This is a genomic window from Stenotrophomonas sp. Ste86, assembly GCF_024519465.1.
In the GTDB taxonomy this organism is placed as follows: Bacteria; Pseudomonadota; Gammaproteobacteria; order Xanthomonadales; family Xanthomonadaceae; genus Stenotrophomonas.
The window spans coordinates 34,574-59,425 of sequence record NZ_JALJRW010000015.1 but is presented as its reverse complement, the minus strand read 5'-3'; the positions used below and the strand labels follow the sequence as shown (position 1 = coordinate 59,425).

At 68.2% G+C, this 24,852-nt stretch carries 17 protein-coding genes; 10 read left to right on the top strand and 7 right to left on the bottom strand.

Annotated elements, in window-relative coordinates; translation table 11 throughout:
* Nucleotides 1-6 precede the first annotated feature (6 nt).
* A complete protein-coding gene (locus NR101_RS13825; RefSeq protein ID WP_256776530.1) occupies nt 7-1,335 on the bottom strand; it encodes a CitMHS family transporter in 1,329 nt (442 codons plus the stop codon).
* A 40-nt stretch (nt 1,336-1,375) separates the two neighbouring features.
* Nucleotides 1,376-2,509, bottom strand: a complete 1,134-nt coding sequence (locus NR101_RS13820; RefSeq protein WP_256776529.1) for a porin — start codon at nt 2,507-2,509, stop codon at nt 1,376-1,378.
* A 236-nt stretch (nt 2,510-2,745) separates the two neighbouring features.
* On the opposite strand from NR101_RS13820, the gene NR101_RS13815 reads away from it, so the two are divergent.
* The 4 genes from NR101_RS13815 to NR101_RS13800 all read left to right on the top strand — a co-directional run bounded on the left by NR101_RS13815 (nt 2,746) and on the right by NR101_RS13800 (nt 7,046).
* Complete coding sequence (locus NR101_RS13815; protein ID WP_256776517.1) at nt 2,746-3,447, top strand: response regulator transcription factor; 702 nt, start codon at nt 2,746-2,748, stop codon at nt 3,445-3,447.
* The gene (locus NR101_RS13810) at nt 3,416-4,819 is read left to right on the top strand and encodes a sensor histidine kinase (protein ID WP_137190309.1); all 1,404 of its coding nucleotides are present in this window, start codon (nt 3,416-3,418) and stop codon (nt 4,817-4,819) included. The genes NR101_RS13815 and NR101_RS13810 overlap by 32 nt, the downstream gene beginning before the upstream one ends.
* On the top strand, nt 4,816-5,874 hold the full coding sequence (locus NR101_RS13805) for an ABC transporter substrate-binding protein (protein ID WP_256776516.1): 1,059 nt from the start codon (nt 4,816-4,818) through the stop codon (nt 5,872-5,874). Before NR101_RS13810 ends, NR101_RS13805 begins: the two co-directional genes overlap by 4 nt.
* Before the next feature lie 515 nt (nt 5,875-6,389).
* Nucleotides 6,390-7,046: a response regulator transcription factor gene (locus NR101_RS13800; RefSeq protein ID WP_256776515.1), complete on the top strand. Its 657-nt coding sequence runs from the start codon at nt 6,390-6,392 to the stop codon at nt 7,044-7,046.
* 256 nt (nt 7,047-7,302) lie between these two features.
* Here the strand turns inward: NR101_RS13800 and NR101_RS13795 are convergent, their stop codons facing one another.
* Both NR101_RS13795 and NR101_RS13790 read right to left on the bottom strand, forming a co-directional pair.
* The gene (locus NR101_RS13795) at nt 7,303-9,948 is read right to left on the bottom strand and encodes a PAS-domain containing protein (RefSeq protein WP_256776514.1); all 2,646 of its coding nucleotides are present in this window, start codon (nt 9,946-9,948) and stop codon (nt 7,303-7,305) included.
* 59 nt (nt 9,949-10,007) lie between these two features.
* Nucleotides 10,008-11,174 (bottom strand): porin, encoded by a 1,167-nt coding sequence (locus NR101_RS13790; RefSeq protein WP_256776513.1) that lies wholly within the window; start codon nt 11,172-11,174, stop codon nt 10,008-10,010.
* Between the two features lie 318 nt (nt 11,175-11,492).
* Between NR101_RS13790 and NR101_RS13785 the strand changes: the two genes are divergently transcribed.
* Together NR101_RS13785 and NR101_RS13780 are read left to right on the top strand one after the other, a co-directional pair.
* Nucleotides 11,493-12,842 (top strand): dicarboxylate/amino acid:cation symporter, encoded by a 1,350-nt coding sequence (locus NR101_RS13785; RefSeq protein ID WP_256776512.1) that lies wholly within the window; start codon nt 11,493-11,495, stop codon nt 12,840-12,842.
* Between the two features lie 247 nt (nt 12,843-13,089).
* Nucleotides 13,090-15,384: an NADP-dependent malic enzyme gene (locus NR101_RS13780; protein ID WP_256776511.1), complete on the top strand. Its 2,295-nt coding sequence runs from the start codon at nt 13,090-13,092 to the stop codon at nt 15,382-15,384.
* A 643-nt stretch (nt 15,385-16,027) separates the two neighbouring features.
* Here the strand turns inward: NR101_RS13780 and NR101_RS13775 are convergent.
* Both NR101_RS13775 and NR101_RS13770 read right to left on the bottom strand, forming a co-directional pair.
* Nucleotides 16,028-16,681, bottom strand: a complete 654-nt coding sequence (locus tag NR101_RS13775) for a basic secretory family protein (protein WP_256776528.1) — start codon at nt 16,679-16,681, stop codon at nt 16,028-16,030.
* Nucleotides 16,682-16,764: 83 nt separating this feature from the next.
* The gene (locus tag NR101_RS13770) at nt 16,765-20,115 is read right to left on the bottom strand and encodes a GH92 family glycosyl hydrolase (RefSeq protein WP_256776510.1); all 3,351 of its coding nucleotides are present in this window, start codon (nt 20,113-20,115) and stop codon (nt 16,765-16,767) included.
* A 385-nt stretch (nt 20,116-20,500) separates the two neighbouring features.
* Between NR101_RS13770 and NR101_RS13765 the strand changes: the two genes are divergently transcribed.
* From NR101_RS13765 to NR101_RS13750, 4 genes are read left to right on the top strand one after another with little or no spacing between them, the layout of a single operon-like run.
* On the top strand, nt 20,501-20,698 hold the full coding sequence (locus NR101_RS13765; protein WP_256776508.1) for a zinc-finger domain-containing protein: 198 nt from the start codon (nt 20,501-20,503) through the stop codon (nt 20,696-20,698).
* Nucleotides 20,699-20,713: 15 nt separating this feature from the next.
* Nucleotides 20,714-21,826, top strand: coding sequence for a glycosyltransferase (locus NR101_RS13760; protein ID WP_256776507.1), 1,113 nt, complete (start codon nt 20,714-20,716; stop codon nt 21,824-21,826).
* Nucleotides 21,789-23,129, top strand: coding sequence for an O-antigen ligase (locus NR101_RS13755; RefSeq protein WP_256776506.1), 1,341 nt, complete (start codon nt 21,789-21,791; stop codon nt 23,127-23,129). Before NR101_RS13760 ends, NR101_RS13755 begins: the two co-directional genes overlap by 38 nt.
* 51 nt (nt 23,130-23,180) lie before the next feature.
* Nucleotides 23,181-23,777: a transposase gene (locus NR101_RS13750; RefSeq protein WP_306175540.1), complete on the top strand. Its 597-nt coding sequence runs from the start codon at nt 23,181-23,183 to the stop codon at nt 23,775-23,777.
* Nucleotides 23,778-23,894: 117 nt separating this feature from the next.
* Here the strand turns inward: NR101_RS13750 and NR101_RS13745 are convergent, their stop codons facing one another.
* On the bottom strand, nt 23,895-24,815 hold the full coding sequence (locus NR101_RS13745; protein WP_256776504.1) for an LpxL/LpxP family Kdo(2)-lipid IV(A) lauroyl/palmitoleoyl acyltransferase: 921 nt from the start codon (nt 24,813-24,815) through the stop codon (nt 23,895-23,897).
* Between the last annotated feature and the right edge of the window lie 37 nt (nt 24,816-24,852).

The following is a 24,852-nucleotide window of genomic DNA, read 5'->3' as shown; positions in this document are numbered from 1 at the left end:
GGCCCATCAGGCCGCGATGGGATACAGACCGAACAGCAGGCCACCGACCATCAACAGCAGCGAGATGGCGATCGCCCACTTCAGGGTGAATTTCTGGTGGTCGGCAAACTCCACCTTGGCCAGGCCCACCAGCAGGTAAGTCGAGGGCACCAGCGGGCTGAGCAGATGAACCGGCTGCCCGGCCAGCGATGCACGCGCCATCTCCACCGGGGTGATGCCGTAGGTGCCGGCAGCCTCGGACAGGATCGGCAGCACGCCGAAGTAGAAGGCGTCGTTGGACATGAAGAAGGTAAACGGCATGGATGCGATCGCGGTGATCACCGCCAGATACGGACCCCAGCTGTCGGGGATGATCGCCAGGAAGCTGTGCGACATCGCCTCCACCATGCCGGTGTTGTTGAGGATGCCGGTGAAGATGCCTGCGGCGAAGATCAGCGCCACCACCGACAGCACGTTGCCGGCATGGTTGACCACGCGGCGGCGCTGCTCGGCCAGGTTGGGGTAGTTGATCACCAGCGCGATCGCAAAGCCCACCATGAACAGCACCGGCATCGGCAGCACGCCCAGGATCAGCGCCGTCATCAGCGCGATGGTCAGGGCCAGGTTCACCCACAGCAGCTTCGGGCGCTTGACGTCTTCGGCGTCTTCGACGGTCGGCAGCGCATTGCCATCGTCGGACACGCTGTTGTCCATCCAGCTGCCGCCCTGCGGCAGGCTCACCACGCCCAGGCGGCGGCGCTCCTTCAGGCCCAGATACCAGGCCAGCAGCAGCACGCCGGCGCAGGCGATCACCATCGAGGGGATCAGCGGCACGAAGACATCGGCCGGGTCCACGTGCAGCGCGGTGGCCGCGCGCGCGGTCGGCCCGCCCCACGGGGTCAGGTTCATCACGCCACCAGCCAGGATGGTTACGCAGGTCATGTTGAGCGCGTTCATGCCCAGCCGTTGGTACAGCGGCAGCATCGCCGACACGGTGATCATGTAGGTGGTCGAACCGTCGCCGTCGAGCGAGATCAGCATCGCCAGGATCGCGGTGCCGAGCACGATCTTCATCGGGTCGCCCTTGACGAAGCGCAGGATGATCCGCACCAGCGGATCGAACAGCCCCGCATCGATCATTACCCCGAAGTAGAGGATGGCGAACATCAGCATCACGCCGGTGGGCGCGATCTTCTTGATGCCCTCCAGCATCATCTCGTCGATGCCGGCGCCGAAGCCGCCGATCAGCGCGAAGACGATCGGGATGGTGATGAGGGCGACCAGCGGCGACAGCCGCTTGCTCATGATCAAGTACATGAATGTAATGACCATGCCAAAGCCGAGGATGCTCAGCATCATCTGCAGACTCCAGGAGGGGTAGGGCGGAAGAAAAGGATCAGAAATCGAACTGCAGACGGCCGGTCACCGCGCGGGTGCGGTCCAGCGTGGCGCTGGCCAGGCGGTCGCGGTTGCGGCTTTCGATCAGGTTGAGCATGAAGCGCAGGTTTTCGCGCATGTACCAGTTGCCGCCCAGCGTCCATGCCTCGGTCTGTGCATCGCGCAGGTCCGGCTGGCCGATCAGGTGCTGGTCGCCGCGCATCTGGTCGTAGCGCAGGGCCAGCTCGAACGCGCCGGCAGTGTGCTGGAAATCCTTGACCCGTCCGAAGCGGCCGGTCTTGCGGTCGTACACCCGCGACTCGCCGGTGACGAACCAGCTCACCAGCCCGTAGCCGGCCAGCACCTTGCCGCGCTGGCTGCCGTCGTCGAAGGTGGCACCGCTGAACTCGCCCTGCCAGGACAGCGGGCCGCGCACCTGCGCATATTCCAGCGACCACTTGTTGACGTCGGTGTCGCGCCCGGCCGAGAAATCGACCAGGGTCAGCCGGCTGTTGTCGGAGAGGTGGCCAGCCGGGCGCGGGCGGATCTTCAGCCCGGGCACACCGTTGGCGCCGGGAGTGTCATAGCGCTCGTGGGCCAGCGACAGGCCCAGGTGCAGCACATCGCCGGCGGTGGCGCCCGGCGCCCAGGTCGCGCGGCCACCGGCGGCACGGCCCTTCACTTGCCACGCGTCGATGCTTTCCAGGCTGTAAGCGCTGGCGGCCCAGGTCATGTCGCCACGGGCGGCCTGCCAGGAGGCGCCGAGGCGGTACAACGGCGCCAGCGTGGTGCCGGCGTTGCCGCGCTCCAGGAAGGTACCGTAGTTGGAACTGGTGCGGTCATCGAGCGAGAAGAACTGCTTGAACTGGCCGACGGTGAGCTTGCCTGCGTCGCCGAAGCTGCGGCTGACGAACACGTCCTTGGCCTCGACCCGGTCGCCCGAAAAATCGGCTTCCAGCTTGTAGTCGACCACGAAGAACTTGCCCGACACGTCCACCCAGGCGCGGCGGATCTCCGTGTCGTCCTTGTTCGGGGTGCCACGGCCGTCATTGTCGAAATCGGCGAAATCCAGATGCAGGCGACCGCCGAGCGTGGCGGTGACCGGGCGGTCTTCCTCGCTGGCTTCGGCGGCCCAGAGCGGTGCGGCCAGCATCAGCAGGGTACAGGCGGCCGGCGTGCGCCAGCGCAGTGCGTTCAGTTCCACGGACCCTCCCAGGTACTCGTTCGTGCAGGTGTGTCGCCAATGGCATCGGCACGGGGTGCGATGCGATGGCGCAGCCTAGAGCCGGGAAGCTGTCATCCACCTGTCAGGGGTTTGTGCGTTGCAGCGAAGCCCACGGGAGTGGCCGCTCGCGCTAGGATTCGTGCTCCTGAGAGATTTCCCGACCGATGCGCCTGCTGCTGGTGGAAGACAACCCGGACCTGGCCGATGCCATCGTCCGCCGCATGCGCCGCAGTGGCCACGCGGTGGACTGGCAGCGCGACGGGCTGGCCGCGGCCAGCGTGCTGCGCTACCAGAGCTTCGACCTGGTGGTGCTGGATATCGGCCTGCCCAAGCTGGACGGCCTGCGCGTGCTGGCCGGCATGCGCGAGCGCGGCGACAGCACCCCGGTGCTGATGCTGACCGCGCGCGATGGCATCGAAGACCGCGTGCAGGCGCTGGATGTCGGCGCCGATGATTACCTGGGCAAACCGTTCGACTTCCGCGAGTTCGAAGCACGCTGCCGGGTGCTGCTGCGGCGTACCCGTGGCCAGGCCAGCGAAGTGGTGCAGATCGGCACGTTCCAGTTCGACAATGCCTCGCACCGGGTCAGCCTGGACGGCCAGCCGATCGAGCTGCCCAACCGCGAGTACCGCCTCCTGGAAATTCTGATGGGGCGACTGGGCCAGGTGGTGGGCAAGGACGAGATCGGCAACGGCCTGTTCGGCTTCGATGACGAAGCCGGTCCGAATGCGATCGAACTGTACGTCGGTCGCCTGCGCCGCAAGCTCGCCGACGCGCCCCTGCGGATCGTCACCGTGCGCGGTAGTGGTTATCTGCTAGAAGCGCTGGGCGAGGATGCCGGCAGTGCGGGCGGCGATGACGACTGACCCGCGCACCTCCGGGTCGATCCGGCACACGCTGTGGCTGTACCTGGGCGCGTTCCTGGCGCTGTTCGCGGTGGCGTTGCTGTTCGGCGCGCGCGCCTACGGACAACGTGCCGCCAACCGCTCCTACGACCACCTGCTGGTGTCCTCGGCGCTGTCGATCATCGATTCGGTGGCGCTGGTGGAGGCGCAATGGCAGGTCGATCTGCCGTATGCCGCGCTGGACCTGCTGGCCATGGCGCCGGAAGATCGCGTGTTCTACCGCGTGTCCGACGCACGCGACCAGACGGTGACCGGGTATGCGGACCTGCCGCTGCCGCCGCACGCGCCCAGCGACCGCCCACAGCTGTTTGATGCGCTCTACAGCGGCGAGCAGGTGCGCTTCGTGGTGGTGTCGCGGCGGGTGTCCTCGCCGTCGGCGCAGGGCGAAGTGCGGGTGCAGGTGGGCCAGACCCGGCGCGCGCGCGAAGCGCTGGCGCAGGACATGGTGACCCGTGCGTTGCTGGCCATCGCCGTGTTGTCGCTGCTGTCGCTGGCCCTGGTGGGTCTGGGCGTGCACCGCGCGCTACGCCCGCTGGTGCGGATGGAGCGCGAGCTGGCGCGGCGTGAACCGTCCGACCTGAAGCCGCTCGATGCCAGCGTGCCGCGCGAGATGGACAAGATGGTGGGCGCGCTGAACCACTTCATGGGCCGCCTGCAGGGCAGCAATGAAACCCTGCGCGCGTTCATGGCCGAGGCGGCGCACCAGATGCGCACGCCGCTGGCCGCGCTGCGCGCGCAGGCGCAGCTGGCACTGGACGAGGAAGACCCCGAGGACATGCGGCGCAGCCTGCACGCCATCGAACGCAACGCCACCCACATGAGCCGCCTGCTCAACCAGCTGCTCAGCGACGCCAGCGTGATCCACCGTGCCAACCTGCAGCGCTTCGCCCCGGTGGACCTGACCGAAACCGTGCACCAGGCGTTGCACGAAGCACTGCCGCAGGCACTGCCGGCCCCACGCGTGCAGCTGGCGGTGAGCGCACAGGCAGCCTGGATACACGGCGACGCGCTGCTGCTGCGCGAGGCCATCAAGAATCTCATCGACAACGCCCTCAAATACGGCGGCGACGGCACGCTGCAGGTGGCGCTGACCGAAGAGGCGCAGCACTGGGTGCTGACCATCGCCGACCACGGCCCGGGCATTGCCGCGGCCGATGCCGAGCGCGTGTTCGAGCGTTTCGCGCGCGGCGAAGGGGCCGCAGCCGGCGGCGCCGGGCTGGGCCTGGCGATCGTCAAGCGCGTGGTGGACAGCCATGGGGGCCAGATCGACCTGAGCAACCGCGTGGGAGGGGGCCTGGTGGCCACCATCCGCCTGCCGAGGATGCATGCATGAAGTGCGCGTGGCTGGTGCTGTTGTTGTTGGTGGCAGGCCCGGCGCTGGCGGCACCGGGCGATGTGCAGCGCTTCCCGGCAAAGGGGCCGGCGGTGGCGCAGCTGCGCATCCATGGCTCGACCGACATCGAAGTGTTCGCCACGGTGATCGCCGACTACCAGCGCCTGCACCCGGGCACCGAGATCCTCTACGAGGATGTCATCACCCAGGACATCTACGCGCGCTACCTGCGCGACCGCGGCGGTCCGCAGGCGCCGGACATGCTGATCAGCAGCGGCATGGACCTACAGACAAAACTGGTCAACGACGGCCATGCGCTGCCGCACCGCTCGGTGCAGACCGACGCCCTGCCGGCGTGGGCGCAATGGCGGCACGAAGCGTTCGGGATCAGCTACGAGCCGGTGGCCATCGTCTACAACACCCGCACCCTGCCAGCCTCACGGGTACCGCACACGCGCCGGCAACTTCTGGAACTGCTGCGCGCCCCGGACGCGCCGCTGCAGGGCAGGGTGGGCACCTACGACGTGGAGCGCAGCAGCGTGGGCTACCTGCTGGCCACCCAGGACGGCCAGCGCGGCAGCATTGCCGGCGCGCTGCTGGGCGCGCTGGGCGACAACGGCGTGCACCTGGAAGAACGCACCGGCGTGCTGCTCGACCAGGTCAGCAGCGGCAAGCTGTCGCTGGTCTATAACGTGCTGGGCTCCTACGCGCAGGCGCGGATCGAGGCCGGTGCACCGCTGGGCATCGTGGAACCGGAGGACTACACGCTGGTGGTGCTGCGCACCGCGGTGATTCCTCGCAGCAGCCCGCATCCGGACGAGGCGCGGCGTTTCCTCGACTACCTGCTGTCACCCCGCGGCCAGCAGGTCCTCTCGCGCGAAGCCCGCCTGATGCCGATCCTGCCCGCACAGGGCCAGCAACGTGGCCGCTCGCCCGCGCGCAGCTACCGCCCCATCCAGCTGGGCCCGGGCCTGCTCGTGTACCTGGACGGCCTCAAGCGCCGCCAGTTCCTCGAAGCCTGGCGCGGCAGCATGCGGCAGCGCGACGACCGGTAACGACGGCCACCGGCCGTCAACCTTCACCCGCGTAACAACGATCCACCCCGGTAGTGACGGCCGCTGGCCGTCAACCTCATTGCAACGATCCACCCCGGTAGTGACGGCCGCTGGCCGTCAACCGCATTGCAACGATCCACCCCGGTAGTGACGGCCGCTGGCCGTCAACCTCATTGCAACGATCCACACCGGTAGTGACGGCCGCTGGCCGTCAACCGCATTGCAACGATCCAACCCGGTAATGACGGCCGCTGGCCCTCAACCTCAACACAACGATCCACCCCGGTAATGACGGCCGCTGGCCGTCAACCGCACTGCAACGATTCACCTCTGTAGTGACGGCCGCTGGCCGTCAACCGCATTGCAACGATCCACCCGGTAATGACGGCCGCTGGCCGTCAACCTCATTGCAACGAACCGCCCCGGTAGTGACGGCCGCTGGCCGTCAACCGCATTGCAACGATCCACCCGTGTAGCGCCGGGCTCTGCCCGGCAACCGCATTACAATGGACCGCATGAGCGAACTCACCGTCCTGATTGCCGACGACCACCCGTTGCTGCGCGCGGCGGTGGTGCACTCGCTGCGCCAGTCGCTGCCACAGGCGCAGGTGCTCGAAGTGGCCAGCGCCTCCACACTGGAAGCCGCGCTGGACCAGCACCCGGAGATCGAGCTGGTGCTGCTGGACCTGACCATGCCCGGTGCCCGCGGGTTCTCCTCGCTGCTGCACGTACGCGGCGCGCACCCGGACATCCCGGTGGTCATCGTCTCCTCCAACGACCATCCGCGCGTCATCCGCCGCGCGCAGCAGTTCGGCGCAGCCGGCTTCATCCCCAAGTCCGCGCCGGCCGAGACCATCGGCCAGGCGGTGGCGGCGGTGCTCGATGGCGGGGTGTGGTTCCCGGCCATGGCGCCAGAGCGCTCCGAGTCCGACGCGCTGCTCGCCGCACGCTTGGCCCAGCTCACCCCGCAGCAGTTCCGCGTGCTGCTGTGCCTGGCCGACGGCCTGCTCAACAAGCAAATCGCCTACGAGCTGGGCCTGGCCGAGAACACGGTGAAGGTGCATGTCACCGCGATCCTGAAAAAGCTGGAATGCCACAGCCGCACGCAGGCCGCGGTACTGGTGAAGGCGCTGGAGCCGGAAGGCGATGCCGGCGCGGGGCTGGACGGCTGAGGCCGCGGGGCGGGGACACATCGTCACCTCCGGAGGGTGTCAGCCGAGCATGGCTCGGCTCTACCAGAGCGTGGCACCCTGGCCCCCCAACCCACCCGGTAGAGCCGAGCCATGCTCGGCTGCTCCCCAACCCACCCGGCAGAGCCGAGCCATGCTCGGCTGCTCCCAATCCACCCGGCAGAGCCGAGCCACGCTCGGCGGCCCCCCAACCAACCCGGTAGAGCCGAGCCATGCTCGGCTGCTTCTGAATCACCGATCATCCCCGATGCCGTACCAGCAACTGCGTCATCAACGCGCGCAACGCCGGCGGCCGCACCGGCTTGGACAGGAACCCCCACCCGTTCTCCGCCGCCTGCGCCTTCAACACATCATCGCGCTCGGCGGTCACCAGGATCACCGGTGGCCGCGCCTGCCACAGTCCACACAACTGCTCATACAGATCCGGGCCGTGCCACTGGCCCATGCGCACATCCAGCAGCAGCAACTGCGGCACGTTGAGCGCCGAGGCGATTTCCAGGGCGGCCTGCGGGCCGTCGGCCAGCTCCACCGCGCAGCCCCAGCGCTCCAGCAGCGCGCGGGTGGCGGCGCATACGCGCGGGTCGTCATCGATGCTCCAGACCCGGCAATGTCGCAGCGGGCTGTCATCGCCGGCGTCAGCCGCTACGGCCGGCACCGGCGTCGGCGCCGGAATGGCCGCCGCGTCGCCGAGCGGCACGCTCACCGTGAACACGCTGCCGCGTCCCAGCGTGGAGCGCAGGCCGATGGCATGTCCGAGCAGGCGGCCGATGCGTTCGACGATGGCCAGGCCGAGACCGGCACCGCGTTCCTGTTCGACACCGTCATCCAGCCGGCGGAACTCCTCGAAAATCTCGCCCTGCAGGCTCTCCGGAATGCCCGGGCCCTGGTCGTGCACCTCGATGCGCAACTGGTCGCCCACGCGTCGGCAGCCCAGCAACACGCGCCCGCGCGGGGTATAACGCAGCGCATTGGACAGGAAGTTCTGCAGGATCCGGCGCAGCAATGCCTCATCGCTGACCACCACCGCCCGCGTATCCACCCAACGCAGCTGCAGCCCGCGACTGTCGGCGGCGATGCCGAACTCACGTGCCAGTGTCTCCAGCAGCGGCGATAGCGCGAACGCGCGCACGTGGGTCTGCAGCGCGCCCGATTCCAGCCGTGAAATATCCAGCAGGCTGGTCAGAATCGCATCCTGCGCGGCCAGCGCCGCATCCACGTGTTCGCTCAACGCGCGTGCATCGCCGGCCAGCTTGCCGCGCAGCACCGACACGAACATGCGCGCGGCGTTCAGCGGCTGCAACAGGTCGTGCACCGCCGAGGCCACGAAGCGGCTCTTGTAGCGGTTGGCCCGCTCGGCCTCGCGGCGCGCCTCGTCCAGGTCGCGGGTGCGCTCGGCCACGCGGTGTTCCAGCGCATCGGCCAGCGAGCGCAGTTCACGCGCGGTGTTCTTGTAGGCGGTGATATCGGCGTAGCTGGTGACAAAGCCGCCATCGGGCAGCGGATTGCCGCGAATCTCCAGCACGGTGCCGTCGTCTTTCTCGCTCTCGCGCATGTGCGGGCGGCCGCTGCGCAGGTGGTTCAAGCGGCGCTCGATGGCCTCGTCGATCGGCCCTGGCCCCAGCAACCCACGGCGCGCGTTGTAGCGGAAGATCTCCTCGATGGGACGCCCCTCGCGGATCAGGCCGGCGGGGAACTTGAACAGCTCCAGGTAGCGCGCATTCCATGCCACCAGGTTCTGTTCGTTGTCGATCACCACCACGCCCTGCGGCAGGTGCGCCAGGCTGCGGCTGAGCCCGCTGTCGGCCTGCTGGGCGGCCTGCAGCACGCCATCCTGCGCGGTGCGCAGCTCCTCGGCATGCTGGGCCAGCACGCTTTCCAGCTCGCGTCGGCTGCGCTGGCGGTGCGCGTCCAGCCGCCGCCGCTGCTGCACGAACAGCACCAGGAAGCCCAGCGCCAGCCATGCCGCGCCGCCGCCGATGGCCGCGCTGCGCCCGGCGCTGGTGGCCGCGCCGGCATCGTGCAGCAGGTGCAGGTTCCAGTGTTCCTCGGGCAGGGCCAGGCTTTGCCAGAGCATGCGTCCGGGCAGCGCCGGATCGAGCAGGCGCACCATGCGCCCGCCGTTCTCAAGCACATCTTCGGTGCGGACCCGCAGCGGTTGCAGCGAGCGGTCGGCGTACTGCCGCGCTTCCAGCATCTCGCGGCGCTCGCCCGGCCCCAGCTGGCGCAGCAGGCGGTAGCGCCAAACATCGCGGTTGGCCAGGAACACCACGTCATGCTCATCGCTGGCCAGCACCACGTCCGGGCTGGGCAACCATTCCTGTTCCAATGCCGACAGTTCGATCTTGATCACCACCACGCCCATGCGGCGGCCGTCTTCTTCGATCGCCTGAGACAGGAAATACCCGGGCACGCCGGTGGTCATGCCGATGCCGTAGAAACGGCCGCGGCCGGTGGCCAGTGCCTGCCGGTAATAGGGACGGTAGCTGTAGTCCTCGCCGACGTTGCTGCTGGGTTGGTCCCAGTTGCTGGCGGCCACGGCCACGCCGTCGTGGCCGACCAGGGTCAGGGTGGAGGCGCGGGTCACCTGGTTGGCGCGCTGCAGCTTGAGGTTGAGCCGCTGCCGCGCGGCGGCATCGGGCACCTGCAGCAGCGCGCGGCGCAGGTCCGGGTCCAGTGCCAGCACCTGCGGCAAGGTGCCGAAGCGGTCGATGCGTTGTTGCAGTCCCTGACCGTACAGCTCCAGCTGGCGTTGCACCTGGGCACTTTCGGCGGCCAGCGCACGCCGCCAGGCATAGTGCCCGGCGGCGGCCGCGCACAGCAGCGTGCCGCCGATCATCAGCAGCAGGGTCAACAGCAGGGTGCGATGGCGGCCGAGCCAGTACATGGCGGCAGTCTACGGTCGTGCGGCGGGCGCGATGTACACGCCCGCCGCGATGGGCCTGATCAGAAGTGCATCTGCGCGCGCAGTTCGAAGATCTCCGGCTGGGTATGCACGCCGCGACGGCTGGCGTCGGCCTTCACGTAGTTGGCCTGGAACTTGAAGTGGCTGGTGAGGTACCAGTTGGCGCCCAAGGTCCAGTCGTGCTGGCGGCCACCGAAAACATCGGCGTCGTCCAGGTCCAGGCGGCTGTAACGGGCCACCAGTTCCACCGCGCCGTAGTCATGGGCCGGCTTGATGTTGGCCACCGCGCCGGCGTTGTACGGACGCGATTCCCCGGTGAGCACCCAACTGGCCATGGCGTACTGACCGTCGCCGGTGTAGTCCGGCTTGCCTTGGCGGGTGACGGTGGTCTGCAGGGCTTCGGCCTGCAGCGAGAACGGGCCACGGATCCAGATGCCTTCCAGGCCGGTGCGGCGGATCTGGTCGGCAGTGGCCAGTGCGCCGGAGTCGACCAGGCGGATGTCGGTCAGGCCGGCTTCCGGACGAGCGCGCAGGCGCGCGCTGGCTTCATGGTGCACGTCGCGGCCATCGCGGTAGCCGCGCGGGTTTTCCTGCGAGTAGGCCAGGCCCAGGTGCAGCACGTCGCCGGCGGCCTTGACCGGGGTCCACACTGCTCGCACGGCCTGGGTGGTGCCGGGGTTGTCGCCCTGGAGGTCCTTGCCGCCGTAGGCGCCGGCCTGCAGCAGGTACTGCGGGCGTTCCAGCACCCATTCGGCGCCGGTGCGGCGACCTGCGTAGAAGGCCTGCACGGGCAGCGCGGTTTCCAGGAAGCTGCCGGCGCGCGAGGAAGTGTTGGCGTCCAGGCCGACCGGGGTCTTCATGTAGCCGAAGCGGAAGCGGCCGATGTCGCTGCCGAAGAAGGCCTTGCTTTCAACGCGCACGAACACGTCCAGCCAGGTGTCGGCCTGGAAGTCGTAGTACACCATCGCGTCGTACACCCCCTTCTTCTTCAGGGTGGCGCCGAATTCCTTGCGGCGCACCGCGTCATCGTCTTCGATGCCGCTGGCCGAGGAAAAGTCGTTGTAGTCGTAGGCGATGTTGGCGGTGGCGGCCAGTTCGGTGCCATCGCTGAAGGCGACCTTGGTCGGCCAGTTGTCGAAATCGGCCGCCGAGGCCAGGGCGGGGGTGGCAGCCAGGCACAGGGCCAGCAGGGTCGGGGTCGGGCGCATGGAGGAGCAGCTCTCTGGGTTCATTGAAGCGGACAGGACAACAACGGCCGCAGCGCCGGAAACTGTTGCCCTTCAGGGCTGCGCGCGGTCACCAGCCGCCGTGGGGGAGGGCGGGATGGGGGCAGTGTAGGCACCCATCGCTGCCTGAACCGGGGGGCTAGTACCAATAGGTTATCTGCGTGGCGGTGACTCGCGCGTACAAATGCGTCCATCCCCCGCCGCCCTGCCTGTTCCGGCGCCGCGACGGGGTTTCCTTGGAACTGGCCTGCTGCTGCCGTGCGGGCCGGACGCAACAACACCGCTTTCCCGGAGTCCGCCATGCACGTACCCACCGCCGCCGCGCTGCCGGCCAAGCCGCTGCCCTTCTACCGCCAGCTGTATTTCCAGGTGGTCGTGGCGATCGTCCTGGGCGCCGTCCTCGGCCACTTCGAGCCGGCCTTCGCCGAATCGCTCAAGCCGCTCGGTGATGCCTTCATCAAGCTGGTGAAGATGATCATCGCCCCGGTGATCTTCCTCACCATCGTCACCGGTATCGCCGGCATGACCCACCTGCGCACCGTGGGCCGGGTGTTCGCCAAGTCGATGGCCTACTTCCTGTTCTTCTCCACCCTGGCCCTGATCGTGGGCATGATCGTGGCGCACGTGGTGCAGCCCGGTGCCGGCATGAACATCAACCCGGCCGACCTGGACCAGACCGCGGTCCACAGCTACGTGGAGAAATCCCACGAGCTGACCCTGACCGGCTTTGCGATGGACATCATTCCGGCCACCCTGGTCAGCGCCTTCGTAGACGGCAACATCCTGCAGGTGCTGTTCGTGGCGGTGCTGTTCGGCATTGCGCTGGCCCTGACCGGTGCGAAGGGCCGCCCGGTGCTGACCTTCCTGGAGGCGCTGACCGCCCCGGTGTTCCGCCTGGTGCACATCCTGATGAAGGCCGCCCCGATCGGCGCCTTCGGTGCCATCGCCTTCACCATCGGCAAATACGGGGTGGGGTCGCTGATCAACCTGGCCTGGCTGGTCGGCTCGTTCTACCTGACCGCGTTCCTGTTCGTGGCCGTCATCCTGGGCGTGGTCTGCCGCCTGTGCGGGTTCTCGGTGTTCAAGCTGGCCCGCTACCTCAAGGCCGAGCTGCTGCTGGTGCTGGGCACCTCCTCGTCCGAATCGGCGCTGCCCTCGCTGATGGAGAAGATGGAGCGCGCCGGTTGCGCCAAGTCGGTGGTGGGCCTGGTGGTCCCGACCGGCTACTCGTTCAACCTGGATGGCACCAACATCTACATGACCCTGGCCGCGCTGTTCATCGCCCAGGCCACCAACACCGAGCTGACCCTGGGCCACCAGATCGCGCTGCTGCTGGTGGCGATGCTCAGCTCCAAGGGCGCCGCCGGCGTCACCGGTGCCGGTTTCATCACCCTGGCCGCCACCCTGGCGGTGGTGCCGGAAGTGCCGGTGGCCGGCATGGCGCTGATCCTCGGCGTGGACCGCTTCATGAGCGAATGTCGCTCGCTGACCAACTTCATCGGCAATGCCGTGGCCACCGTGGTGGTGTCGCGCTGGGAAGGCGCGTTGGACCGCGATCGCCTGGCGATGGCGCTGGATGGCCGCGAGGCCGAACTGCCGACATTGACCACCGACGACCTGCCGTCGCCGCTGACCGCGTCGGCGCACTGAACCCGCTTGCGTTTGTGTGTGTTGCAGGGCCTGCCCACTCCCCCTGGATGGCGGGCCCTGCTTTTTTATCGCTACCACAGCAGTGATGCGATCTGTCATCGGCGTGCGCCACGCTGCCTGCATACGCTGCCGAACGGCCGGAAATATGTGCAGTTGCAGCATGGCCGCGACAGCGTAGCGACAGGTCCATCCACGCCAACGGGGGTATGATCCCCTGTTCCTCTCGCCCATTCATCTGCAGAAAGCGATGTCCAACGAAGATTTCAAACAGGCAGCCCTCGACTATCATCGGCTCTCGCCGCCCGGCAAGATCAAGGTCACCGCGACCAAGCCGATGTTGACCCAGCGCGATCTGTCGTTGGCCTATTCGCCGGGCGTGGCACACGCCTGCGAAGCGATCATGGCCGACCCGCAGCAGGCCAGCGAGCTGACCGCGCGCGGCAACCTCGTCGCCGTCATTTCCAACGGCACCGCCGTGCTGGGCCTGGGCAACATCGGCCCGCTGGCCGGCAAGCCGGTGATGGAAGGCAAGGGCGTGCTGTTCCAGAAGTTCGCCGGCATCGATGTGTTCGACATCGAGATCGACGAGAACGACCCGGACAAGCTGGTCGACATCATCGCCTCGCTGGAGCCGACCTTCGGCGGCATCAACCTGGAAGACATCAAGGCGCCGGAATGCTTCATCGTCGAGCGCAAGCTGCGCGAGCGGATGAACATCCCGGTGTTCCATGACGACCAGCACGGCACCGCGATCATCGTCGGTGCGGCCGTGCTCAACGCCATGGTCGTGACCGGCAAGAAGATCGAAGACATCAAGCTGGCCACCACCGGCATGGGCGCGGCGGGCATCTCCTGCGTCAACATGCTGGTTTCGCTGGGCCTGAAGCCGGAGAACATCCTGGCCTTCGATCGCGACGGCGTGATCCACACCGGCCGCACCGACCTGGACCCGGAAAAGGCGCGTTACGCACGCGACACCGACAAGCGCACGCTGGCCGAGATCGTCGACGGCGCGGATATCTTCCTCGGCCTGTCGGCCCCGGGCATCCTCACGGCGGACATGGTCAAGACCATGGCCAAGGATCCGGTGATCTTCGCCCTGGCCAACCCGACCCCGGAAATCATGCCGGAAGTGGCCCGTTCGGTACGTCCGGATGCGCTCATCGGCACCGGTCGTTCGGACTACCCGAACCAGATCAACAACGTGCTGTGCTTCCCGTACCTGTTCCGCGGGGCGCTGGACGTGGGCGCCACGGCGATCAACGAAGAAATGAAGATCGCCTGCGTGCACGCCATTGCCGCGATGGCGCGCCGCGAGGCCAGCGACCTGGGCTCGGCCTATGGCGATGAAACCCCGAGCTTCGGCCGCGATTACCTGATCCCGCGTCCGTTCGACCGCCGCCTGCTGGTGGAACTGTCGGCCGCCGTGGCGCAGGCTGCGATGGATTCGGGCGTAGCTACCCGTCCGGTCGCCGACATGGGCGCCTACCGCGAGAAGCTGGCCCAGTTCGTCTACCGCACCAGCCTGATGATGAAGCCGGTCTACGACCGTGCGCGCGCCGACAAGCAGCGCGTGGTGTATGCCGAAGGCGAAGAAGAAGTGGTGCTGCGCGCGGTGCAGAACGTGGTCGACGAAGGCCTGGCGTTCCCGATTCTGATCGGCCGCCCGGACGTGATCGAATCGCGCATCGAGCGCTTGGGTCTGCGGATGAAGGCCGAGGTCGATTTCGGCATCACCAACATCAACGACGACCCGCGTTTCAACGAGTACTGGCAGTACTACCACAACCTCACCGGCCGTCGCGGCGTGACCGTGGCTGCGGCCAAGAACCTGATGCGCTCGCGCCCGACACTGATCGCGGCGGTGATGGTGGCCCGTGGCGAAGCCGATGCGATGCTCACCGGCGTGGTCGGGCGCTTCCACAAGAAACTGGGTTATGTGCGCAGCGTGCTGCCGCTGGAATCCAAGGTGACCTCCACCTCGGCCATGACCGGCGTGATCAACCAGCACGGCGTGTTCTTCTTCGTGGACACCCACGTGCAGGAAGACCCGACCGCCGAGCAGATCTGCGAAGCGACGCTGCAGGCGGCCTACCGCATGAAGCTGTTCGGGATCGAGCCGAAGGTGGCGTTGCTGTCGCACTCCAACTTCGGCAGCCACGATTCCAAGGACGCGTTGAAGATGCGCGCCGTGCGTGGCCTGCTGCTCAAGCGCAACCCGCGCTTGAACGTGGACGGCGAAATGCAGGGCGACACCGCATGGGACGAAGCGCTGCGCCAGAAGTTGCTGCCCAACAGCACGCTGAAGGGCCGCGCCAACCTGTTCGTGCTGCCCAACCTGGAAGCGGCCAACATCGCCTACAACCTGGTGCGCGTGTTCACCGATGGCGTGGCGATCGGCCCGATTCTGATGGGCGTGGCCAAGCCGGTGCACATCCTGACCACCAGCGCCACCTCGCGCCGCGTGCTCAACATGACCGCGATCGCCGCAGTCGATGCGCAGATCCGCAAGCAGCTGGAGGCCGAAAAGAACGGGGCGTAACGCGCCGCTCTTTGGGCTCCCAGATTCCAAAGCGCGCCCTTCGGGGCGCGTTTTGGTTTCGCGCGGCGAAACAGGTAGCGCCACGCCATGCGTGGATGCACTAAGCCCGGCACCCTGCACGCCATAAGGCGGCTTCGGCGTGCGTTCAACGCCGGCCAGAACCCCCACGCGTGGATGCTGCGGGCCTGGACACCTGGACCGCGCTGCGCGCGGTATCCACCCATGGCGTGAATCTACGCCGATGGCTACGTCGCCGATCGATATGCCGATGGCTACCCCGACGGCGACGTTGCCGATCAATAGTCCCGTAGCCCGGCCGTCACCGCCCTGCAACCTCCGCAAGGCCCAATACCCCCACGCGGCCCGGCCGCGGCGGAGGGCCACCGGCTCCCGCCGCCCTGGGCCCGACCAGACCCCCAATGGCCAGCCCGGAGTAGTCCCATGCGCAGTCGAACGACGAAACGCTATTTCCAGCAGCTTTTCGCGCTGTACGCCGGCCTGGTCGGCGCGCGCTGAGTCCCATCAGTGCCGCCCGCTGGCCGCCGCCGGCACTGAGCCCCGGTAGTGCCGGCCGCTGGCCGGCTCCTCCAAATGCGCGATCGGCAAGACAAGCACCCCTCTACGATAGGTGCCCAGCACCACATCAACGCGCCTTCACGTATGCCGCCCAAAGCGCCGGCAACGCCATCCCGGTGCGCTGCGTCCACAAGGCCGGCGCATAGCGCCCCTCGCGCAACGCCGCATCCAGCGCCTTTACCAGCCCGGGATGCTGGTCCTCGCTCCACTTCAGAAACGCACCGGTGACCCGGTAACCGGTATCGAAATGCTGCCCGTCCTTCACCGCCGTCGGCAGCGCCCAGCCGGCCGCCGCGTTGTGCCGACCATAGCGGTCGCGCGCGTAATCGGCGATGCCTTCCACCAGCCAGCCGGGCACGCGTTCGTTGGCGTACTCGGGGTAGCCCTGCACGATGTGCATCGCCTCATGGGTGACCAGGTCCACGTCGTCTGGATGTGTGGCCAACCAGCCCGGGTTGATGGTGATGGTGGCGGCCCCGTCGCCTTCGCCGACAAAGGCGACGCCGTCGTACCCCGGGTCGATCACGATGCGCGCCTGCGCCGGTGCGCCCGGATGGAAATCGGCGCGTTCGCGCAGATAGGCCGCGAAGAACGTCTCGATGATCCGGCCGCGCAGCGTCGCCTCCAGCGCATCGCCCGGATCGCGGTAGGTCAGCGTCACCCCCTCGCGCTGCTGGCTGCCCTCGAACGCCGCGGCATCGAACGCCACCAACGCCAGCATCAGCACCCCGGTAGTGCCGGCCGCTGGCCGGCTCCCCATGACCCCATCGGCCATCGACCTGCAGAACGCCATCGCGCCCATCCTCAACGTTCCCCAACCGGCGCCAGCAATTCCACCTCGGCCAGCTGCATCCGCCCAGGCCCGGCGATGCGCAACCGGTACTCGGCGTAACGGCCCGGCGTGGCGATGCCGAACGGACGGGTCTGCTGCGCCCAGGCGAAGTCCTCGCCACGGCGCTGGTCCAGCACGGTCCAGCGGCCGCCGCTGCGGCGTGCTTCCAGCGTCCACTCGCCGCCGCGGATCGGGGCGTTGCCACTGGTCAGCGTGTACATCGATGGCACGCCGTCGCTGACCCCGGTGAATGACACCGTGCCGGCACCCAGCGGCACCACGGTGCCGGCATCGTCATCGACCAGCGCCTGCAGCGCCCGTCCATCGGCACCCTGCGCACGCGGACCGCTGCCGAGCAGGTCATGCAGCAGGGCAGGGCGCTGGCCGCGCGCGGTGAGCGAGCGCGGCGCATCGTCCGGGCCGCTGCCCCACGGGGAGGGCTTGGGCCCCATCACGAAGTCCAGCGTGGCGCCCTTGGCGATCACCTCGTGCGGCACCCAGGTCTTGCTCCACGGCTTGCCGTTGATTTTCAACGACTGCACGTACACGTTCTCGCGCGAGTTGTCCGGCGCATTGACGGTCAGCACCGCGCCGCCCTGCAGTTCGACCCGGGCATGGCGGAACGCCGGCGAGCCGATCGCGTACTCGGGCGAGCCCATGCGCAGCGGATACAGACCCAGCGAGGCCAGCACGTACCACGCCGACGTTTCGCCGTTGTCCTCATCGCCGGGGTAGCCCTGGCCGATCTCGCTGCCCACGTACAGCCGCGACAGGATCTCGCGCACGTGGTGCTGGGTCTTCCATGGCTGCCCGGCATACAGGTACATCCACGGGATGTGGTGCGCCGGCTGGTTGCTGTGCGCGTACATGCCCATGCGCACATCGCGCGCTTCGGTCATCTCATGGATGGTGCCGCCATAGGAGCCGGCGAACGCCGGGTCGGCGGTTTCCGGGGTGGCGAAGAATTCGTCCAGCTTGGCCGCAAGTTTGTCGCGGCCGCCGTACAGCCCGGCCAGGCCTTCGCCGTCGTGCGCGGCAGTAAAGGCGAACGTCCACCCGTTGGATTCGGTGTAGTCATGGCCCCACACGCGCGGGTCGTAGTCCTTGGCGGCCAGCCGCCATTGGCCGTCGGCAGTGCGGCCCTGGAAGAAGCCGGCTGTCGGATCGAACAGCGTGGCGTAGGTGCCCGCACGGTGGCTGAAGTAGTCGGCCTCGGTGGTATAGCGCTCGCGCGCGGCGGCCGTGGTTGCGCGTTTGGCCAGCGCCTGGGCCATGTTGGCGATGCCGAAGTCGTTGAGCGCCCCCTCCATCGTCCACGACATCCCTTCATGCACCTCGGCGCTGGCGTAGCCGCGGAAGGTGGAACGGTCCATGCCCTTGCGCCCTACGTGGCGGTCCGGCGGCACCACGGTGGCGTTCTTCAACGCCGCCGCATAGGCCTCCTCTGGATCGAAGCCGCCGATGCCCTTCAGCCATGCGTCGGCGAAGGCCACATCCGAACTGGTGCCCACCATCAGGTCGGCATAGCCCGGCGAGGACCAGCGCGCGACCCAGCCACCGGCGCGGTACTGCTCCAGGAAGCCCTGCACCAGCGCGCCGGCATCGTCTTTGGTGAACAACGCATACGCCGGCCAGGTAGTGCGGAAGGTATCCCAGAAGCCGTTGTTGACGTACACCTTGCCGTCGCGGATCGGGGCGAAGCTGCGCGTGGCGCTGCCGTCGCTGTTGTCGTCGGCGGCACTGGCCTGGCTGGCGTAGCGCCAGTCGGGGGCGGCTGCGGTGCCGGCGTTTTCATGGCCGGAGTTGGGGTACAGATACAACCGGTACAGGCTGGAATACAGCGTGGTCTTCTGGTCGTCGCTGGCATCGCCGATGTCGAACGGCACCAGGCGCGCATCCCAGGCGTCCTGCGCGCGTGCGGCCACGCGCTCCAGGTCGTCGGTGGCGGCCAGTTCCAGTGCCAGGTTGTGGCGCGCCTGCTCGAGGGAGATCAGCGACGTGGCGATGCGCATGTTCACCCGGCGGTCGCTGCCGGCATCGAACTTGATGTAGCCGGTGGCACGGCCGGTGTCGATCTGCCCGCTGCTGCGCCAGGGTTTGTCGAAGCTGGCCACCACGTACATGCGGGTGGCGCCGTTGGACAGGCCGCTGCGGGTATCGGTGTAGCCGGACAAGGTCTGCGTGGCCGCGTCCAGGGTCAGCCCGCCGCGCGCATCGACGTTGTCGAACAGCAGGTTGGCGTCGCCTTTTTCCGGGAACTCGAAGCGGAACAACGCGGCGTGGTCGGTCGGGGCGATCGCCGCAGCGATGCCATTGTCGAAGCGCACGTCGTAACGGTAGGGACGCGCACGCTCATTGTCGTGCGAGAAGGCCAGCGCACGCTTGCCGCGGTCGGCCTCGGGCACGCCACGGCTGGCCGAGGGCATCACCTGGAAGGTCTGGCGGTCGCCCATCCACGGGCTGGGCTGGTGGCTGAGCGCCAGCGCCTGCAGGCGCGGACGGTTGCTGGCATCGTTCTGTTCGTTCCAGCGGTACAGCCAGGTCAGCGCGCCGGCATCGGTGACCGGGGTCCAGAAGTTGAACCCGTGCGGCACCGCCGTGGCCGGGAAGTTGTTGCCGCGCGAGAACGTGCCGTTGGCCTGCGTGCCGCGCGTGGTCAGTACCCAGTCCGACGGCCGCTGCGGCGCGCTGCGCGCCTGCGCGTCCAGGCGCACGTCGTCGATCCAGCCCGACACCGGCGCGCCGGCGGCGCTGGCCACCTGCAGTTCGACGCCCACCACGCGGCGCCCACGCAGCGCGGCGACGTCGCCCAGGCGCACCGATTTGCGGGCCCACTGCTGGGGGTACAGCGTTTTCGAATCGCCCTGCGCGGTCGCGCCCAGCGCCACGCCGTGCTGGTCGCGCGCGTCGCTGGCCGAGACCCGGCTGCCGTCGTCCAGCACCAGGTCCAGCGAGACGTAGGTGGACGCCACGGTGTCCTTGCCGACGATCTCCGGCAGTACCAGCCAGCTCAGCGCGGTGTCGGCCTCGATGCGCACGTCGGTATCGAACAGGCGCCGCTGCAGGGGGCCGCCGGTGCTGGCGTAGTGCAGCGCGCGCAGGCCGGTGTAGCCGACGCCGGCCTTGGCCGCATACGGCGCGCGCGGACCGTTGCCGATCTCGACCTGCAGCGCCTGCTTGCCGACCGAGGGGGTCGGCTGGCCCGGCTCGAAGGAGGTCTGCAGGCCCTGGCCGAACGCGGGCAGGGCGAGTGAGGCGCAGGCCATGGCGAGGGCAAGCGGCAGCAGGGCGTGGCGGGCGGGGCGCGGAGCGGGCAGGGACATGCAGGGAACTCCCGGGTAGGGCAGGCGGCAGGCAGAGCCCGCATCGGCGACCACGGCAGACCGCATCACCCCGGCCGCCAGCGGCGGACAGGAGGGCGATGCAGGTCCGGCGGGGGACGGGCCATGCGATCGGGGCAGGAATCGAACCGGTCCGATGCTGCAACAGGCATGGGGACGCTGGCAAGTACTATTTAGTTCGATCCAAACACTGAAAAACCACCCGATCCTGACGTGGTTGACAGTGTGTTTGGATCGATTTAAAAAGAACGGTGTTGTCTCCCGGCAATACGCATCGCCCCGGCATGCCGCCGTCGGCCGCAGCGGCGATGCCGCAGCGCCGGGTGCTAGAATCGACACCTTCGCAATTCCTTTGTGTGTCCACGCCATGAGCCATACCGCCACTGCGCCCGCCAACGCCGAGAAGCGCTACACCGTGCACCGCGTCGACCTGCCGCTGAGCTGCCCGACTCCGGAAATGGCGCTGTGGAACTCCCACCCGCGCGTGTACCTGCCGATCGAAGACGAGCCCAACTGCGAGGCCAAGTGCCCGTACTGCGGCGCCGTGTTCGTGCTGGCCGACTGAGCCACGGCTGCGTCCGTGCGCCGACTGACCGTGGTGCAGCTGCTGCCGGCGCTGCACTCCGGCGGGGTTGAACGCTCCACCCTTGAAATCGCCTCCGTCCTGGTTGCCGCCGGCCACCGGGCCATCGTCGTGTCTGCCGGTGGGCGGTTGGTCGAACCGCTGCTGGCCAGCGGCGCCGAACACCTCACCCTGGACATCGGCCGCAAATCACTGCTCACCCTGAGCCACGTGCTGAGCCTGCGCCGGCTGTTCGCCGAGGTCGGCGCGGACATCGTGCATGCGCGCTCGCGGCTGCCGGCCTGGCTGGGCCTGTACGCGCTGCGCAACCTGCCGCCGGGGCAGCGCCCGCACTGGGTCACCACCGTGCACGGGCTGAACTCGCCGGGCCGCTACAGCGCGGTGATGACCAGCGGTGAGCGCGTCATCTGCGTGTCCAACAGCGTGCGCGAGTTCGTCCAGACCCACTATCCAAGCGTACCGGCCGAGCGCCTGCAGGTGATTCCGCGCGGCGTGGACGTGGCCCAGTTCCCACGCGCGGCACGCAACGACCGCCGCGCGCGCTTGGCCGTGGCCGAACAGCACCCACTGCTGGGCACCGATGCGCCACTGCTGCTGTTGCCTGGTCGCGGAACCCGCCTGAAGGGCCACCGGCATGCGTTGCAGGTGGTCGCCGGCCTGCATGCGGCGGGCGTGCCGGCCAGGCTGTGGATGCCCGGCACCCGCGAGCCTGGCCGTGAGGCGTACGTGGCCGAGTTGGAGGCGCAGGCGCGCACGCTCGGCATTGCCGATGCAGTGCTGATGACCGCGCCCACCACGCGCATTGCCCAGGCGTATGCGGCCAGCGATCTGGTGCTGCAGGTGTCGGACAAGGCCGAAGCCTTTGGCCGCACCGTGCTCGAAGCGCTGTCGGTGGGCCGCCCGGTGCTGGGCTGGAACCACGGCGGCGTCGGTGAGTTGTTGACGCAACTGCAACCGTCCGGTGCGGTAGCCTTGCACGACAGTGCCGCCCTGCTGGCGCGCGCGCAGCAGCTGCTGCGGCAACCGCCCAGCCTGCCCACGCGGATTCCTTTCACTTTGCAGGCGATGCAGCGTGACACGCTCCAGCTCTACACCTCGCTCGCCGGCTGAACCGGCCCTCGCGCCTGACTCACCCGGCTCCCGTGCGGGCCGTTGGGCGCCGTGGTGGGTGCTCGCCTTCGTGGCGCTGTGGCCATTGCCGGGCATCGCCGAGACCGTGCTGGTGTTGGGAGCCCTGTATGCGGCCGTGCGCATGGTGCAGCTGCGCATGCAGGGCAAACAGCGCCTGTTGAGCGCACCGGCGTGGGCGCTGACCAGCATCCTGTTCCTGGGCTACTGGCTGCCACAGGCATTTTCCGCCTTCGATGCCATCGACCCGGCCACCGCATGGCGCAAGACCGCCGCCGGGCTGCGCTATCTGCCCTTCATGTGGCTGGTGGCGATCGCCGTGGCCACGCCGCAGCGGCGTGGACTGACGCTTGGCGGCATCGCGCTGATCGCCGCGATATGGACACTGGACGCACTGGCGCAGGCGGCGTTCGGTACCAGCCCGTTGTTCTGGTCGATGGACCAGCTCAAGTGGGTGGTCAGCGACCATGGCCTGTGCAGCGCGCAGGAAGTGGCGGCGGCCGACCGGCTCAGCGGCGTGCTCGGCCCGTGCAACCTCAAGTTCGGCCAGGTGCTGGCCAGTCTCTCGCCGTTCCTGCTGTTCGCTGCGGCGCGGCGTGGCGGGCTGTGGGGCTGGGGCCTGGCCACCGCGGCAGTGGGCGTGGTGCTGGTGCTGGCCGGCTCGCGCGCAGCGTGGCTGACCTATGCGCTGGTGGTGGTGTACTCCGGGTGGCGCCTGCTCGGCGCACGTGCGTTGATGGTCTGCCTCGCTGTCGGTCTGGTTGCTGCCGTTGCGGTCGGGTTTGGCTCTGCGCAGGTTCGCGAGCGCGTGGCACGCACGGCGATGGCGTGGGAGGGCGACGGTGACGGTGTCAACCAGGCGCTGTCCGGGCGCGCGCAGATATGGGACGCGGCCGGCTGCATGATCAGCGCACACCCGATCAACGGTGTGGGCGCGCGCGGCTTCCGCGACGCCTATCCGGCCTGCAATCCGGCGCCGCAGGCGCAGGAAGTGTGGGGCGACGGCCCGGCGCTGCACGCGCACCAGATCGTGCTGGAAATCCTCGCCGAAACCGGCGTGCTTGGCCTGCTGCTGTGGCTGGCCGCCGTCGCCCAGGCGTGGCGCGCCTGGCGCTTCGCCCCGCTGGCGGCGCGCGAACGCGCACGCCCGGCGATGCTGGCGCTGGCGGTGACCGTGTTCCCGCTCAACACCCACTTGGCGTTCTATTCCACTTTCTGGGGTGGACTGACCCTGCTGCTGGCCGCGTTGTATGCGGGCAGCCTGCTGGCCAAAGACGCGGGGTAGCGCCACGCCCTGCGTGGCTGTGCTTCGATCCGGCATCGCGTGCAGCCCCCCATGGGGTGGCTCTACCGCAGCACACCGCCGGTAGAGCCACCCCATGGGTGGCTGTTCGCAGACCGTGCATCGGAACATGCTGACGAAAGGCGCAGCCATCCACCTATAGCCGCCACGCCTGGCCCGACGCACCCTCATGCGATGTCCAGTCCACGCCTCCAGCGCGGTCGCTACTCGCATCCTGGCTACTGCTACGCGCTTACCACTACAACGCACAACCGGTGCAGGTGGTTTGAGGATGCCGCAAATGCCGAGGTGATCATCGACTCGCTGCGCTATATGGAACGGTGCGGGATCACCCGCACGCTGGCCTGGGTGATCATGCCGGACCACCTGCATTGGTTGATCCAGCTGCGACGAGGCACGCTGGCCAGTTGCATGGTGATGTTCAAATCACGCAGCAGCCGGTTGTTGAATCAACGCCTGGGGCGAAAGGGAAAGGTCTGGCAGCACGGGTACTTCGATCACGCCGTAAGGACCGAGGAATCCCTGCGCAGGCAGGCGCTCTACATCCTTGCCAATCCGCTCCGCGCGGGCCTGGCCGAAGCGCTGGGTGACTATCCCTACGCTTGGTCGCGCTGGGCGGTGCAGGGGTAGAGTCACCCCATGGGTGGCTGATCTCCGATCCCGTGTCACGCGCAGCCACCCATGGGGTGGCTCTACCTGGGGCCTTGCGCAGGCACCCGTGGGGTGGCTCTGCCGGAGGCGTCCGGGTTACCGGTAATAATCGCTGCGGCCGCCCGGCTGGCGCTTGAAGCGGCGGTGGATCCACAGGTACTGGTCTGGGGCTTCGCGCACCATCGCTTCGATGGCCTGGTTGACGCGGGCGGTGTCGGCTTCCACATCTTCGCTGGGGAAGTTCTCCAGCGGCGCGCCGATCTTCAGGAAATACCTGCCGCCTTCGCGACGGTGGAAATACGGCACCACCGCGCAGCCGGTCATCCGCGCCAGCTGATGGGTGGCGGTGATGGTGGCGGCGGTATGGCCGAAGAACGGCACGAATACGGTGTCCTTGCCGCGCATGTCCTGGTCCGGCGCATACCACAGGAAACCACCCTTCTTGAGGTGGCGCACGGTGGCGCGGATGTCCTCGTTGGCGTACATCGCCTTGGCATAGCGCAGCCGGCCGAACTTCACCGCCCACTCGTACACCGGGTTGCGGTGCTTGCGGTACATGCCCGACAGGTCGACGTGGTCGCACAGCAGACGCCCGCACATCTCCAGGGTCATGAAGTGGCCCGAGACCAGCAGCACGCCGCGGCCTTCGGCCTGCATGCGCTGCAGGTGTTCCAGGCCCTCAACCTGCACGTGCGGGCGGATGCTGTCGATGCTGCCCCACCAGGCACGGGCGAACTCGAAGATGCCCACGCCCAGCGCGTCGAAGCTGTCGCGCAGCAGGCGCTGGCGCCAGGCCTCGTCCTTTTCCGGGAAGCACAGCCGCAGGTTGACCTCGGCCGCGCGCCGGCGGCTGCCGGCCAGGCGGTAGGCGACGGTGCCCACGCCGCGGCCCAATGCGCGCTGCAGCATCCACGGCAGCCGGGCGATGCCGAAGGCCGCGAACATGACGGCGAACATCGGCCAGTTGCGCGGATCGCGCAGGGACGGGCGGGTAGCGGTGGAAGCGTTATCTGACATGCCCTCGATTCTAATGGATGCATCCCGGCAGGCCCAT